Origin of the sequence: Kitasatospora sp. NPDC051702 (assembly GCF_040681575.1) — a bacterium.
GTDB lineage: Bacteria > Actinomycetota > Actinomycetes > Streptomycetales > Streptomycetaceae > Kitasatospora.
Genome location: NZ_JBFAZB010000002.1, coordinates 112,093 through 126,620 on the forward strand (window position 1 = coordinate 112,093; position 14,528 = coordinate 126,620).

General features: G+C 74.2%; 10 protein-coding genes. 5 read left to right on the forward strand and 5 right to left on the reverse strand.

Annotated features, from left to right (window positions below):
• Nucleotides 1-21: 21 nt before the first annotated feature.
• Entirely contained in the window at nt 22-288 is a 267-nt protein-coding gene (locus tag AB0N04_RS02415; RefSeq protein WP_360217852.1) for a hypothetical protein, read from the reverse strand.
• 295 nt (nt 289-583) lie between these two features.
• On the opposite strand from AB0N04_RS02415, the gene AB0N04_RS02420 reads away from it, so the two are divergent.
• From AB0N04_RS02420 to AB0N04_RS02430, 3 genes are all read left to right on the forward strand, one after another.
• The gene (locus AB0N04_RS02420; RefSeq protein ID WP_360217849.1) at nt 584-1,795 is read left to right on the forward strand and encodes a helix-turn-helix domain-containing protein; all 1,212 of its coding nucleotides are present in this window, start codon (nt 584-586) and stop codon (nt 1,793-1,795) included.
• 192 nt (nt 1,796-1,987) lie between these two features.
• The gene (locus tag AB0N04_RS02425; protein WP_360217846.1) at nt 1,988-3,877 is read left to right on the forward strand and encodes an ABC transporter ATP-binding protein; all 1,890 of its coding nucleotides are present in this window, start codon (nt 1,988-1,990) and stop codon (nt 3,875-3,877) included.
• The gene (locus tag AB0N04_RS02430; RefSeq protein ID WP_360217843.1) at nt 3,874-5,700 is read left to right on the forward strand and encodes an ABC transporter ATP-binding protein; all 1,827 of its coding nucleotides are present in this window, start codon (nt 3,874-3,876) and stop codon (nt 5,698-5,700) included. The genes AB0N04_RS02425 and AB0N04_RS02430 overlap by 4 nt, the downstream gene beginning before the upstream one ends.
• A 224-nt stretch (nt 5,701-5,924) precedes the next feature.
• Here AB0N04_RS02430 and AB0N04_RS02435 read toward each other — a convergent pair whose 3' ends face one another.
• From AB0N04_RS02435 to AB0N04_RS02450, 4 genes are all read right to left on the reverse strand, one after another.
• Entirely contained in the window at nt 5,925-7,031 is a 1,107-nt protein-coding gene (locus AB0N04_RS02435) for a hypothetical protein (RefSeq protein ID WP_360217840.1), read from the reverse strand.
• Nucleotides 7,032-7,170: 139 nt separating this feature from the next.
• Nucleotides 7,171-8,352 carry a glycosyltransferase gene (locus AB0N04_RS02440; RefSeq protein WP_360217837.1) on the reverse strand — a complete coding sequence of 394 codons (1,182 nt, stop codon included), beginning with the start codon at nt 8,350-8,352 and terminating at the stop codon, nt 7,171-7,173.
• A 254-nt stretch (nt 8,353-8,606) separates the two neighbouring features.
• Nucleotides 8,607-9,008, reverse strand: coding sequence for a YccF domain-containing protein (locus AB0N04_RS02445; RefSeq protein ID WP_360217834.1), 402 nt, complete (start codon nt 9,006-9,008; stop codon nt 8,607-8,609).
• A 581-nt stretch (nt 9,009-9,589) separates the two neighbouring features.
• The gene (locus tag AB0N04_RS02450; RefSeq protein WP_360217831.1) at nt 9,590-11,992 is read right to left on the reverse strand and encodes a collagenase; all 2,403 of its coding nucleotides are present in this window, start codon (nt 11,990-11,992) and stop codon (nt 9,590-9,592) included.
• 284 nt (nt 11,993-12,276) lie between these two features.
• Between AB0N04_RS02450 and AB0N04_RS02455 the strand changes: the two genes are divergently transcribed.
• Both AB0N04_RS02455 and AB0N04_RS02460 read left to right on the forward strand, forming a co-directional pair.
• Nucleotides 12,277-12,765 (forward strand): hypothetical protein, encoded by a 489-nt coding sequence (locus AB0N04_RS02455; protein WP_360217828.1) that lies wholly within the window; start codon nt 12,277-12,279, stop codon nt 12,763-12,765.
• Nucleotides 12,766-12,852: 87 nt separating this feature from the next.
• Nucleotides 12,853-14,484 carry a multicopper oxidase family protein gene (locus tag AB0N04_RS02460; protein WP_360217825.1) on the forward strand — a complete coding sequence of 544 codons (1,632 nt, stop codon included), beginning with the start codon at nt 12,853-12,855 and terminating at the stop codon, nt 14,482-14,484.
• Nucleotides 14,485-14,528: the final 44 nt, after the last annotated feature.

Genomic DNA, 14,528 nt, shown 5'->3' on the forward strand with positions numbered 1-14,528 from the left:
ACGAGCGGGCGTGGGGGCCGCTTACGGCCAGTCGATGCCGTTGCCCGGGGTGTTGATCCCGGGGCCGTGGGTGCCGCCGGTGGCGGTGGGCGTCGGGGTGGCGGTGGGAGTGGCGCCGGACGGCCCGGTGGGCCAGTCGATGCCGTTGTCCGGGCCGCTGGCGGCGCTGGTGCGGGTCGGCGGGGTCGGCCAGTCGATGCCGTTGCCGGGCCCGTTCAGGCCGGCCACGGCGGCGAGGCCGAGGACGGCGAACAGGGCGGCGGCGGTCAGCCGGGTGCGAGCACGCATGGGTCACTCCAGGACATGGGTGTGTGTGGGGGGTGTTGCTGGGGGCAACTCGTGGTGTCTGCCGTTGCCAACGAGGCCAACTTAGTCAGGCCGTCCGAGCCTTGGCAATAGGTTGCCTCAAGTTGGCAAGTCTAGACCAACTGACGTAGCCTAGGTTTGCCCATCTGTCCCGATTTCCACTACGCTGCGGTGCTGTCATCAGCTCTCGCCCGCCATCGGATGCTGAATTCAGGCGGCTTCGCACTCGCTGAGCAGCACCTGAATGCGGGCCTCCGGACATCAGGGACTCACATTGATGGAACAGCCTCTTTTCGGGCGCCGACTGAAGGAATTGCGCGCCAAGCGCGGCCTCTCCCAGGCGGCACTGGCCGGCGAGGAGATCTCCACCGGATACCTCTCGAGACTGGAGTCGGGGCTGCGGCAGCCGACCGACCGGGTGGTGGGTTACCTCGCCGGGAAACTCGACGTGGACCGGTCCGCCTTCGACCTGCCGCCGTCGGGCAACTCGCTTGCCCAGGCGCTGAGCATCGCCACCTCGATGGAGGGCGACGAGGCCGTCGAGGGGCTCATCACCGCCCTCGAGTCCGGCGACGAGCAGGACCCGCTGCAGCGCTGGCAGGCGCTCTGGCTGGTCGCCCGGCACTGGCGCACCCTCGGCGACCGCCCCCGGGAGCTGGCCTGCCTGCAGGAGCTCGCCGCGATCGGCGGCGAGCTGGCGCTCCCCGAGCTGCAGTGCCGGGCGTGGACCCAGCTGGCCCGCTTCGAGCGCTCCGCCGGCGAGATCGACGAGGCCATCGGGCACGCGGCCGGCGCGCACCGCCTGGCCAAGGAGTCCGGGCTGTCCGTGCTCACCGTGGCCGGGGCCCTGCTGGCCCTGGTCTCCGCGGAGGCCGAGGCGGGCCGGCTGCCGGACGCGCGGGCGCACGTGGACGAGCTGCTCGGCCTGGTCGGGGACCGCACCGACGCGCTGCGCGCCGAGGCGCTCTGGGCGGCCGCCACCGTGCGCTACCGCCAGGGCGACCACGAGGGCGCGATCGAGCACCTGGAACGGGCCATCGAATGGCTGGACAGCCGGGTGGACCTCACCCTCTGGATGCGGCTGCGCCTGGCCGGCGCGTCCCTCGCGCTGCAGCTGACGCCGCCGCGCACCGAGCTGGCCCGGGCCAGGATGGCGGAGGCCGAGTCGGCGCTCGCGCTGGTCGGCACCCCGATGCTGCGCCAGGAGTTCCGCACGCTGCAGGCCTACCTCGCCTTCGAGGAGGGCCGCTACGCCGACGCGCGGGCCGCCCACGACGAGCTGTTCCGGGGCGACCTGCGGCTGACCTACCGGGACCAGATCCGGCTGAGCATCATGAACAGCCGGCTGCTGATCATCGAGGGCCGGCGGAGCGAGGGCATCAAGCAGCTGAAGGAGCTGGCCGAACAGGCCCGGCAGGCCTCCAACATCGATCTCGCGGCCGAGGTCTGGCGCATTCTGGCGGAGATCCTGGAGGAGGGTCCGGCCTGAGACACTTTTCTTGTCACGTCGTTGCCTGAGAGTTGCCTACTCTGGCACAGTTGCTTCATGGCCCGCGGTCGCGACCCTCACTGCCCGCGGGCCTGACCCCGGCAACTGAAAGGAGACCCAGGCCGTGACAAGACGTGCCAACGGGCACCACCAGGCAGCAGCGCACCGGCCCGCCCCCCGGTCGGAGCGGACATGAGCGCCACCACCGCCGAACTGCGCCGTCGCACCGCCCGCTGGCTCTCGGTGGCCCGGCTGCTGCGCCACGTCCCACCCGGGACCCTCGCGGCGACCCTGCTGCTGAACGTGCTGCTCGGGATCCTGCCCGTCGGCTTCGTCGTGGCCATGAGCGTCCTGCTCCAGCGGGTGCCCGCCGCCGTCACCGGCGCCGCCCCGCACGCCTGGACCGCCGTCCTGACCGCCCTCGGGGTGGCCGCCCTCGCACTCGCCCTGCAACAGGCCCTCGCCCCCTTCCAGGCCGCCGCGGGCGAACTGGTGATGCGTCACGTCGACCAGCGCTGCCGCGGCCTGCTGATGCACGCGGCCCTCACCGACGCCCCCGCGATGGCCCTCGACGACCCGCGCCTGCTCGACCGGCTCGACGCCGCCAGGACCGCCTTCGACCGTGAGTCCGCCTCCCCCGGCGACGCCGCCGCCGGCGCCCTCGCCCTGGTCGCCCGCTACACCCAGCTCACCGGCTCGGTGCTCCTCGTGGGCTTCGCGCTGTCCCCCGCCGCGGCCGTGGTGATCGGCCTGACCGCCCTGGTGATCCGCTTCGGCCAGCGCGGCTCGCTCGGCGCCTTCGGCGACTTCTACGACGGCATCACCGGCCACAAGCGCCGCGTCGGCTACCTGCGCACCCTCGCCTCGGACACGCACGCCGCCAAGGAGATCCGGCTGCTCGGCCTGATCGGCTGGCTGCGCGACCGGTACGCGCGCGAGAACCTCGGCTACCTGACCACCATGTGGCAGGGCCGGCGGCGCATCCTCGGCCGCCCCTTCGTCCTGCTGTCGGCCGTCGGCGTGGCCGGATCGGCCGCCACCGTCGCCATGCTCGCCGTCGCCGCGGTGGACCACGGCCTCGGCCTGCTGGAACTCGGCATCGCCCTGCAGGCCGTCCTCACCCTGATGCGCTTCGGCGTCTACTTCCCCGAGTGCGACGTCCAGACCCAGTACGGCGCCATCGCGCACCAGGCCCTGCTGGACTTCCGCGACGGCGCCCGCGCCCTGCCCGCCCTGACCCCCGGCGCCGACCGCCCGGCGGCCGGCCTGCCCGAACGCTCGATCCGCTTCCACGACGTCGGCTTCCGCTACGGCGCGGGCGGCCGCGCCGTCCTCGACGGCCTCGACCTGGAACTGCCCGCCGGCACCTCGACCGCACTGGTCGGCCTCAACGGCGCCGGCAAGACCACCCTCGTCAAGCTCCTCACCCGGATGTACGACCCGACCGCCGGCCGGATCACCGTCGACGGCCACGACCTCACCGACATCGCGCCCGAGGAGTGGCACCGGCGGCTCGCCGTCATCTTCCAGGACTACGTCCGCTACGAGCTGAGCGCCCGCGAGAACATCGCCCTGGGCGCACCCGGCTTCGCCGGCGACGAGGCCGACCTGCTCGCCGCCGCCCGCCGCGCCGGCGCCACCGAGGTCCTCGCCGCGCTCCCGCAGGGCCTGGACACCGTGCTCTCCCGCCAGTACCGCGACGGCCGCGACCTCTCCGGCGGCCAGTGGCAGCGGATCGGCCTCGCCCGCGCCATGTACGCCGTGCGCGCCGGCGCCTCGGTCATGGTCCTCGACGAGCCCACAGCCCAACTCGACGTCCGCGCCGAGGTCGAGTTCTACGACCGCTTCCTCGAGATGACCCGCGGGCTCACCACGCTGATCATCTCCCACCGCTTCTCGACCGTCCGCCGGGCCGACCAGATCGTCGTCCTGGAACACGGGAAGGTCGTCGAACGCGGCAGCCACGACGAACTGGTCGCCGCCGGCGGCCGGTACGCCACCCTGTTCCGCCTGCAGGCCGAGCGCTTCACCGACCAGGCCGAGCCGGCGGAACCCGACCTGCTGACGGACGCCGCCTCATGACCCACCTCGCCCGCACCATGCGCTGGCTGTTCGGACTCGCCTGGCGCACCGACCGCGGCCGGTTCCTCAAGGCCGCCACCCTGATCTCCCTCGGCCACCTGGCCGTCCCGCTGGGCGCGCTCGCCCTGCGGGCCTTCACCGACGACCTGCTCGACCACCGCCTCGCCCCCGCCCTGCTGCTGGCCGGTGTCATCGCGGCGGCCCTGGTGGCCGAGCTGATGATGGGGCACTTCGCCCACCTCCACTACTTCGAGCTCGGCGAGCAGGCCGAGGGCGAGGTCACCTCCGAACTGATGGCCCTCGCCAACGGCACGCCCGGGATCGAGCACCTGGACAGCTCCGAGTTCGCCGACACCGTCGAGCTGGTCCGGGAGGAGGTCCAGCGGATGCGGGCCTACGTCGAGGCCCTGCTGCAGATCGTGGCCCTCGTCGTGCAACTGGCCATCACCACGGCCGTCCTCGGCTCGCTGGAACCCTGGCTGCTGCTCCTCCCGCTCGCCGCCCTGCCCCCGGTGCTGACCGGCCGGTCCGCACAGCGCCGCATCGACCGCTCGCGCACCGCCGCCGCCGAACAGAACCGCCGCGCCCGCCACCTGCTGCACACCGCGACCACCGCCAGGTCGGCCAAGGAGGCCCGGCTGTTCGGGACGGAGTCCGCGCTGGTCCGCCTGCACGACCGCAGCTGGGAGCAGGCCACCGGGCGGCTCTGGCGCGGCCAGCTGTCCGCCGCCGCGTTCCGGGCGCTCGGCCAGCTCGCCTTCGCCGCGGCCTGTTGCGGGGCGGTCTACCTGGTCATCCGGCAGGCCGTCCGCGGCCGGCTGACGATCGGTGACGTCGTCCTGGTGATCACCCTGGCCGTCCAGGTCAACGGCCAGGTGGCCGCCGCCCTGAGCACCCTGTCGACGCTCCAGGCGGCCGGGCACACCGTCCAGCGGCTGCTCGGCCTGCGGGCCTGGCCCGCCCGGCAGGCCGGCACCGCCACCGCGGGCGGGGCCGCGCCGGGAGCCGGCCCCGCGGCCGCCGCGCCGGCCGGGAGCGTCCCGTTGCGGCTGAGCCGCGGCATCCGGCTGGAGGGCGTCGGCTTCAGCTACCCCGGGACCGACCGCCCCGTCCTGCGCGGTGTCGACCTCGACCTGCCGGCCGGGAGCACGGTGGCACTGGTCGGCGAGAACGGCGCCGGCAAGAGCACGCTGGTCAAGCTGCTCTGCGGGTTCTACCAGCCGACCTCGGGGCGGATCCTGGTCGACGGCGTGGACCTGCGCGACGCACCGCCGCAGGAGTGGCAGGCCCGGGTCTCCACGCTGTTCCAGGACTTCGCCCGGTTCGAGCTCACCCTGCGGGAGAACGTCGGCGTCGGCGACCTCGCCCGGATCGACGCGGACGAGATCCTCGTCGCCGCGCTCGAACAGGCCGGTGCCGGGCCGGTCCTGCCCCGGGTCCCCGGCGGCCTGGACGGTCCGCTCGGACGCGGCTACGTGGACGGCGCCGAACTGTCCGGCGGCCAGTGGCAGAGTCTCGGCCTGGCCCGCTCCGCGCTGCGGGACGAACCGCTGCTGCTGATCCTGGACGAGCCGGCCGCCGCGCTGGACGCCGCCGCGGAGCACCGCGTCTTCGAGCGCTACGCGGGCTCCGCCGAGCAGGTGGGCCGGCACGGCGGTGTCACGCTCTTCGTCTCGCACCGCTTCTCCACCGTCCGGATGGCCGACCGGATCGTCGTGCTGGACGGCGGCACCGTCGCCGAGTGCGGCGACCACGTCGAGCTGGTGGCGCGCGGCGGACTCTACGCGGACCTGTTCGCGCTCCAGGCGCGCAGCTACAGCTGAGGGACGACCGCGGGGACGGACGACGGCGGTGCGGCAGGCCCTGGGCCCGCCGCACCGCCGTCGTCCGTCCGTACGCCCCGGTCCGTACGCCCTCGTCCGCGCACCGTCGTCCGGGTGTTCTCGTCCGGGCGTCGGGCCCGGTCACGCCTCGGGGCCGTGGACCGCTCGGCAGCGGTCCACGGCCCCGGAGAGGCGGGCCCGAACAGGCGGGCCGGGTCAGGCGGTCAGCCGGCCACCGCCGCGGCGCCAGCCAGGACGGCGTCCCGCACCAGCGGACGGAGCAGCGCGCCGACCGCCGGCAGCAGCCGGTCCGGCACCACCCGGCGGACGGCGCCCGGGCCGAGGGTCGCCAGCGCCGCGCCGGCCAGCGGGCGGTCCGGGTCGATGCCCGCGCCGCGCCCCGGGTCCACCTCCGCGGTGATGACGCCGAGCAGGAACGAGACGATCCAGACCTCGGTGAGCACCACCTCGCTCACCCGGTCGGTCAGCAGCTCGCTCTCCGGGCGCCGGCCCAGCGACTCCCGCAGCTCGGCCGTCAACCGGTCCACGGTGACGCCGCGCTCCAGCAGGGCCTCGCGCGCCGAGGTCCGCACCCGCCCGTCCACCGTGGAGTCGTCCGGCACGCAGGCGTCCGAGTACTGGCCCCAGAAGTCGTAGTACGGGACGGTCTCCAGGCCGGTGAGCAGCGAGTACGGGCCGCCCGCCGGGAGGGCCGCGCCGACCGGGGCCAGGCAGGCGGCGGAACGGCGGCCGTGCACGTTGTTGCCGACCAGGCTGACGTCGTTGTGGTGGTCGACCAGGTTGGCCACCGGGATCAGCGTCCGGGTGCCCCGGTCCGCCAGGTAGTTCAGCAGCGCCAGGTCGTCCGGGTGCCCGCTGTCGGCCTTGGTCCGGACGAACTCGCCGAAGCCCAGCGCCACGTCGGCGGGCAGGACCAGCGCGACCGAGGGCACGTAGTCGTCGACGGCGGGCGCCAGGTCGTGCCCGAGCAGCGCGGCGATCCGGACCGCGTACGAGGTGCGCGAACCCCACTCGGTGAACAGGCACAGGGCGGCGTCCGGTTCGGCCTCGATCAGCGGGAGCAGGCGGTCGAGGAGGTCCTCGACCGGCAGGGCGTCGTCCTGGAGCACCAGGTGGTGGGTGGCCCCGGGGCGGACCGACTCCCAGGCCACCCGGGCGCTGCGCAGCGCCGAGGGCGGGCCGTCGGGCTCCGGGTCGAGCGCGATGGTGAGGTCCAGGCCGGGGAAGCGCTCGACCAGGGCGTGGGCGGCCGCGGCCCGCCGGGGGTGGGTCATCACGGCGGCGGAGAGCCGGATCGGGGGCGGGGTCATGTCTCGTCTCCTCGTCTTCGGTGTCTTCTGGTGTCTGCTGGTGCCGGCGGTGGCGCCGGCGTCGTCGGCGAACGGACGCGGGGCCGGCGAAACGGGTGCGGGGCCGGCGGCACGGCCGCGCGCCGCCGCCCCGGGGCGGTCAGCGCCGGTCGTCGCCGGCCGGTGCGCCGACCTTGCGCGCGACGCGCTCGGCGGAGTTCCGGACGGCCGCCCGGTAGGGCTCGCCGAGGCCGCAGACCGGTGCCAGCAGCCGGCACTCGTCGACGCTCGCGTCCTCGTACGGCAGGGCGAAGCCGACCAGCGGGAGCACCTCGGCCGGGGCGCGTCCGGCGAACAGTGCTGCCGCCTCCGGGTCGGCGATCCGCCCGTGCTCGTCGAGCAGCACGCCGAGGGCCAGCACGTCGCGTCCGTCGACGGTGCCGCGGACGGCACCGAGGGTGTGCCCGGGGGCGGCTGCGGCCAGCTCCCGCTCGACCTCCGGCATCAGCCGGTCGGCCTCCAGCCACCCGCCGAAGGCGAGGGCCAGTTCCAGGTCGAGCCGGGGCCACTTGGCCAGGTAGTACCGGTTGGTCTCGACGGCCGAGCGGTCCTGGGCGCCGGAGTCCCGCCGGTGCGGCAGGTGGACGCCGTAGACGTCCTGGCCGAGCGTGATCGGGATCCCGGCCCGGGCGATCCGCAGCCCCCACTCCTGGTCCTCGGCGCCCCAGCCGAGGAAGCCCTCGTCGAGCAGCAGCCCGTGGGTGCGGACGGCGGCGGTCGGCAGAGCCATCAGGCCGGTGCGGGCGAAGGCCCAGGGGAACCGGGCGAAGGCCGGGGCGTGTCCGGCGGACCAGCGAGGGTCCAGCCGGGCCCGGTCCGCCGACTCCAGGTCGGCGAGGACCTGGCGGTAGTGCGCGTAGTCCGGGGCCTCGACGGTGTCCAGGTCGGTGGAGATCACCTCGTCGTAGCCGAAGACCTGGCCGAGCACGCAGACCTGCTGGCCGTGCTGGAAGTGCCGTTCGTAGAGGGTGCGCAGGGCAGCCGGGGGGATGACGACGTCGGCGTCGAGCACCATGACGGCCTTCCCGGTGGCGTGCCGGATGCCCAGGTTCCGGGCGTGGCTGGTGTTCCACTCCTTGCTGGTGAGCACCGAGACGATGTCGAGCCGCCCGGTGAACTCGCGGCACAGCGCGACGTACGCCGGGTCGTACTCCATCACCCCGACCACGACCTCGAACTCGGAGCGGTCCAGGGTCTGTTCGGCGAGCGAGGTGAACACCGCCCGGATGTTGTCCAGGCGCTGCTTGTAGGGGATCACCACGCTGATCTTCGGTTCGGTCACTGCTGCCTCTCGTCTGGCCGTGGGGAGCTGAACTGGCGCACCCCAGCCTAGGAGGATTGGCAACATCAGGCAATAACGTGACTGAACTTTGGAAACTCAAGGCAAGCTCTGGCAAGGTGGCTGGTGCGGCCGGGTTCCGACCCGCCCGCACCTGCCCGGACGTGCGAAAACGGCTCCGCACCGGTGAACCTGCACCGGTGCGGAGCCGTTTCCGTTCCGCCGCCCACCCCGCGGGAGGCGCCGTCCAAGGAGCCCTAGCGGGCGCCCCACGCCTCGTCGGTCGGCACGACCTCGCGGCCGAGCGGCATCAGCGAGATCGGGATCATCTTCAGGTTCGCCCACCCGAAGGGGATCCCGATGATCGACAGGAACAACGGGACGCTGGTGATCAGGTGCGCGAGGGCCAGCCACCACCCCGCGAAGATCAGCCAGATCACGTTCCCGATGCAGGACGCCGCCCCGGCCTCCGGCTTCTCCACCGTCGTCCGCCCGAACGGCCAGAGGATGAAACCGGCGATCCGGAAGGACGCAATGCCAAATGGAATGGTGATGATGAGAATGCAGCAGATGATTCCCGCGACCGCGTAGGCGATCGCCATCCAGATCCCACAGAAAAGCAGCCAGATGACATTGAGGATGAATTTGAAAACCGTCATGGCTGACACCTTCTCACGGCTGGCGGGCTGGCCCCTACGATCCAGCCATTCCCGCCCCACCCCGTGTCTACGCCCCTAGGGGTCGATCGTCGGGGTCCGCTCGGGGGTGCGGGTCGGGACGGCCGTGCAGGCGCGGGACCAGCCACGGGTGCCGGACCCCCGTCCGGCCGGGTGGGGGCGGGCCGAGGCGTCGACCATCGGGCCCGCCCGGCCGCCGGTGGCCGGGGCCGGGGGCTGCAGGGGTCACGGCCGCGGCCTGGCGGCGGATTTCCGCGGACGGGAATTCCTCCTCGCCTCTGCCGGTGTGTGACGGCCCGGTTCCCCGGAATCCCCGCGCCGGCGGTCGGGGCGGGATATCCCGCGATTCCGGCAGCCGGCCGCGATGACGGGCGGACGGATCCGGCCGGCGGATTCGGGCCGCGGTCGCGGTGGCGGCCGGGCGGCGGGTGCAGGGCCCGCCGCCCGGCCTTCGGGGGCCGCGCGGCCCGCCCGGCGCCGGCGGGCGGTGTGGCCGTGCGGCGGCCCGGTCGGCCCGGTGCGGATCCCACACGGTCCGCACCGGGCCGGGTCGAGGGGAGGGCCTACCGGCGCAGCGGGCCCTCGCAGGTGTAGTCGGCGGTGCCGGCCCGGCCGGTGGGCCAGACGTCGACCTTGCCGAAGGTGCAGTTCATGTCGTTGAGGTTGTCGGCGCCGGCGACGTCCCTGGTGCGGGCGAGGACGAAGTAGTCGACGGTGTCGGACATGTCCTTGAAGACCTTGTCCGGGTCGGTGGCGTCGGTGAGGTTGGCGGTGATGCGGCCGGTGCAGACGAAGCGCATCGGCTTGTTGGCCCAGTCGCCGTTGTCCTTGCAGTCCGGGGTGTTCTGGGTGGCCGCGGCGAAGGCCGTCCGGACCTCGGAGGCCCAGGCGAGGTCGAGCGAGCCGTTGGCGGTGAAGGAGGTGGACGGCACGTACAGGTGGTCGACGTCCTTGATCTGCGCGTCGAGGAAGGCGGAGTACTCGCGGTTCAGGGCGGCGTCGGCGCCGAGGCGCTCGCGCCAGGCGTCGAAGCCGGCCGGGTCGTCGGCGCGCTGGTGGTCGTACATCTCGCGGAGCAGCGAGGGGTGGGCGGTCCAGAGGAACTCGAAGAAGGTGCCGGCGTAGTTGTAGAAGTGGAACGCCGGGGTGTCGTCGTAACCGGCGTGCAGGATCTGGGCGATGGTCATCCGGGGGATGCCGGAGGCCTCGTCGGAGGCGAGCTTGGCGACCAGCGACTTGCGGACCCGGATGCCCTGGTCGCGGGTGGATCCGTCGAAGAACTCGGCGGTGCCCTCGTCCATCGCGGTGGTCCGGTCACCGGCGTACCAGCGGGTGTCACCGAAGTAACCCGGCACCGCCCAGCGGCCGTTGAGGTAGTGCACGTACTCGTGGCGGAAGAGTTCCTCGAGGGTGAGGGTGGAGTCCTGCGGGACGCGCCGCTGGTAGGTGTAGAAGGTGGCGCCGCGCTCGATGTAGATGCCGCCGTTGTTGGTGCTGTAGCCGGTGAGGATCGGGTGGTAGACCTCGTAGTCGGCGCGGGAGGCGTAGAGCTGGATGTGCAGGGTGCTGTTGACGTCGCCGGCGAGCGGCTGGTCGGTGCCGAGGACGCGCAGGAACTGGCTCTTGACCTGCTTGCTGGCGTAGTACATCTGGTCGACGGTGGCCTTGTCGAGGGCGGTGCGGACCTCGATGGCGCCGTTGTCGTAGGTGTAGGTGTTGGGGAAGAGACGCTTCTCGAGGTCGGCGACGCAGACGCCGAACTGCTGGCAGACGCCGTAGGTGTTGGCCCAGCCGATGAGCTTGGCCCACGGGTCGGACCACTCGCCGAAGGTGGCCTTGGTGGTGGTGAGCAGGGCGCCGAGTTCGGCGACCACGCCGTCGTGCAGGGCCGCGACCTGGCCGAGGCGGCCGTACTCGCCCATCGCGTCGCGGGCCGCCCAGGCGTTGGCGGTGCCCTTGAGGTGGCCCCAGCCGGCGTAGGCGCGGATCGCGGCGCGGAAGTCGCCGTCGGCGGTGACGGCGGCGAGGTAGGCCGGGTCCTGGTTGGCGACGCCGAGGTAGTTCATGTTGAGGGCCTGGAGGACGGCGTTGCCCCACGCGGAGCTGTCGGCGACCGTGGTGCCGGGGGCGAGGACTCCGAGCAGGCGACGGGCGAGGCCGAGGTTGTGCTGGCGCAGCCCGTCGGCGCCGGCGGTGATGGTGGCCTCGCGCAGGATGTCGGCGGCGAGGTCGGTGCGGTCGAAGGCGTGCGCGCTGCCGGTGTAGGCGGTGACGGCCTCCTGGAGGGCCGCGAGCGTGCCGGGGTCGGTGACGTTCAGTTCGTGGTGGCTGAAGCCGTGGTAGACGGTGGCGTGCAGGTACGTCCACAGCTCGTAGAGGTGCGAGGCGTTGCTGCCGTCGTCGGTGGCGGACAGCTGGGTGATCCGGTGGGCGACGGCCTGGACGTGGGCGTTGTCCATGGTGGTGGTGAAGCGGGCGTCCCAGGTCCAGATGATGCCGCGCAGGCAGCCGTCGGCGGTGACGGCCGGGTCGGTGAGGAAGGCGACCAGCTGGTCGGCGCCGAGGCCGGTCAGTCCGTCGACGGTGCAGGGCACGCCGGCGCGGGTGGTGGGTGCGGCGGTGGCGGTGGCGGGGGAGGCCGGGGCGGCGGTGGGTGCGGGGGCGCCGACGCGGTCGGGCAGCAGGCCGGGGACGGGGGAGCCGCCGAGCGAGCCGCCGCCGGGGGCCGGGGCGGCGGAGCCGGGTCGGGCGGCGGCGCTGCCGAGGTGGTCGGCGTCGTCGTAGGCGGTGCGCTGGTCGGCGCCGACGGGGCTTCCGGCGGTGGACGCGGTGGCGCCGGAGGTGGGGGCGGTGGCCGTCGTGGCGGCCGGGGTGAGCGCCTGGGCGGTCTGCAGGGTGGGCAGCGTGAGGGTGGCGGCCATGGTGGCGGCGAGCAGGACCCGCTTGGCGACACGGGAGGTTGACACCGGTACTCCTGGTGGGGGAAGTGGCAGGGCGGTGCGAGGCGGCAGTGCCGTGGGTTTCCGGCCCGGGACTGCCGGGGGGTGGGGTGGGGCCGGGGCGGACGGTGGGGTCGTCGGTGCCCTTGGGGTGCTGCGTAACATAGCAATGTGAAATTGCACCTGCCAAGAGGGTGAACGAAGTTGACCCCGGATCGGGTGGACGGCCCGGCTCCGGGTAGCCTTCGGGATACCCTGCGGGGGTACGTGGGCGGCCTCGGTCGGAGGCACGGACGGTCGGGAGGCGGAGGATGGCGCGGTCGCGACCCCTCGGGCCGGCCCGGCTCGCCCTGCCCCCGGCGCCCCGGGCACTGCGGCTGCTGCTCCTCGCCGCCCTGCTGCTCGGCCTCGTCACCATGCACACCCTCGGCCACCCCGCGGGCGGGCACGGTCCCGGTGGCAACGGCACGGGCGCCCCGGGGCACGCGGCCGCCGCCGCGCCGCACCGGGCGACGGCCGCGCAGCCCGGCGAGCCCGCCGCGCCGCACCCGCCGACCGCCGGACGGCCGGCCGGCTCCGCCACCGCCCACCCCGCGGCGGCCGGTACCGACCCGATGTCCGTCTGCCTCGCCGTCCTCGTGGCCTGGACGCTGCTGCTCCTCGCCGCCGGCCCGCTGCCGCACCGCGACCGCGACGCCGCGGCCGCCGTCCGGGCCCGGCTGCTGGCGGCCGTCCGCGCGCTGCCCCCGCCCGGGGGCGGGCGGATCCTCCTCGCCCGGCTGTCGGTGCTGCGTCAGTAGGCGCGCGCCGGCCGTCCCGTGCCCGCGCGCGGAACGGCCGACGCGTCGTCCGACTCACCCACACCACCGCACGAGGTGCACTCCGTCATGCGCACACCCACCCGTCGTACCCTGCTCGGCGCGGCGCTCGCCGCCGCCGGCACCGGCCTGCTCACCGCCTGCTCCTCCGGCGGCACGGGAGGCATGGACCACTCCGCCATGGGCCACTCCGGCCCGAACGGCACGCCCGTCCCGCCCGGCGCGAGCGACCCGAACGCCCCGGCCGCCACCGCCACGACCACCGCCCCCGGCGGCTTCGTCACCCCCGACGGCCCCGAGGTCGCCGCCGCCGAGGCCGCGCGCCGGCCCGGACCCGAGCGCAGGGTCGCCCTCACCGCCACCGAGACGACGCTCGACCTCGGCGGCCGGACCGTCAGGAGCTGGGCCTACGGCGACCGGCTGCCCGGCCGGGAGATCCGCGCCACCGCCGGCGAGACCCTCGCCGTCACCCTCGCCAACCACCTTCCGCAGCCGACCTCGTTGCACTGGCACGGTCTCGCGCTGCGCAACGACATGGACGGCGTGCCGGGCCTCACCCGGGAGGCCGTCCGGCCCGGCGCCGCCGCCGAGCACCGCTTCGCGCTCGGCCACCCGGGCACCCACTGGTTCCACCCGCACTCCGGGGTGCAGCAGGAGCGCGGCCTGTACGCGCCGCTGATCGTCGAGGACCCGAGGGAGCCGCTGCGCTACGACCGGGAGTGGGTCGTCGTCCTGGACGACTGGCTGGACGGCGTCGACGGCAGCACCCCGGACGCCGTCCTGGCCGAACTCGCCGCAGGCGCGGGCGGGACGGACCACGCGGCGGGCGGCCACGACATGCCGGGGATGTCCGGCACGGCCGGCGCCACCGGTCCCTCCCGGATGCTGATGGGCGCCCGCAGCGCCCTGCTCGGCGGCGACGCCGGCGACGTCGCCCACCCCTTCCACCTGGTCAACGGCCGCCTGGCGGCCGCACCCGAGACCTTCACCGCCAAGCCCGGCGACCGGGTGCGGATCCGGCTGGTCAACGCGGGCGGCGACACCGCCTACCGGGTCGCCCTCGGCGGCCACGAGCTGACGGTCACCCACACCGACGGCTTCCCCGTGGAGCAGACCACCACCCAGGCGCTGCTGCTCGGCATGGGCGAGCGCTACGACGTCCTGGTCACCGTCAAGGACGGCGTCTTCCCGCTCACCGCGCTCGCCGAGGGCAAGGGTGCCACCGCGCTCGCCCTGCTGCGCACCGGTGGCGGCACGGCCCCGGACGCCTCGGTGCGCCCGGTCGAGCTGGACGGGCGGCTGGTCACCGCGGCGCGGCTCAAGGCCGATCCGGCGGTGCGGCTGCCGGCCAGGGCGCCGGACCGCACGGTGCGACTGGACCTCACCGGCGGTATGGCGAAGGCCGATTGGGCGTTCAACGGACGCCGGTACGAGCCGTCGCAGCGCCATCCGGTGGCGGCGGGGGAGCGGGTCCGGCTGGAGTTCCGCAACACCACGGGCATGTGGCACCCCGTCCACCTGCACGGGCACAGCTTCGCGCTGGCCGGTGACGGGCCCCGCAAGGACACCGCGGTGGTGCTGCCGGGCGAGACGCTGGCGGTCGACTTCGACGCCGACAACCCGGGTCTGTGGATGGTGCACTGCCACAACGTGTACCACGCGGAGGCGGGCATGATGACCGTCCTGGGGTACCGGGCCTGACCGGCGGGTGCCGGGGCGGGGCCGTCCGTCCGTCCGTCCCGCTC

Excerpts from the sequence above, each read along its gene's own strand:
- AB0N04_RS02415 (WP_360217852.1), bottom strand. The coding sequence starts at position 288 with ATGCGTGCTCGCACCCGGCTGACCGCCGCCGCCCTGTTCGCCGTCCTC.
- AB0N04_RS02420 (WP_360217849.1), top strand. The coding sequence starts at position 584 with ATGGAACAGCCTCTTTTCGGGCGCCGACTGAAGGAATTGCGCGCCAAG.
- AB0N04_RS02425 (WP_360217846.1), top strand. The coding sequence starts at position 1,988 with ATGAGCGCCACCACCGCCGAACTGCGCCGTCGCACCGCCCGCTGGCTC.
- AB0N04_RS02430 (WP_360217843.1), top strand. The coding sequence starts at position 3,874 with ATGACCCACCTCGCCCGCACCATGCGCTGGCTGTTCGGACTCGCCTGG.
- AB0N04_RS02435 (WP_360217840.1), bottom strand. The coding sequence starts at position 7,031 with ATGACCCCGCCCCCGATCCGGCTCTCCGCCGCCGTGATGACCCACCCC.
- AB0N04_RS02445 (WP_360217834.1), bottom strand. The coding sequence starts at position 9,008 with ATGACGGTTTTCAAATTCATCCTCAATGTCATCTGGCTGCTTTTCTGT.
- AB0N04_RS02455 (WP_360217828.1), top strand. The coding sequence starts at position 12,277 with ATGGCGCGGTCGCGACCCCTCGGGCCGGCCCGGCTCGCCCTGCCCCCG.
- AB0N04_RS02460 (WP_360217825.1), top strand. The coding sequence starts at position 12,853 with ATGCGCACACCCACCCGTCGTACCCTGCTCGGCGCGGCGCTCGCCGCC.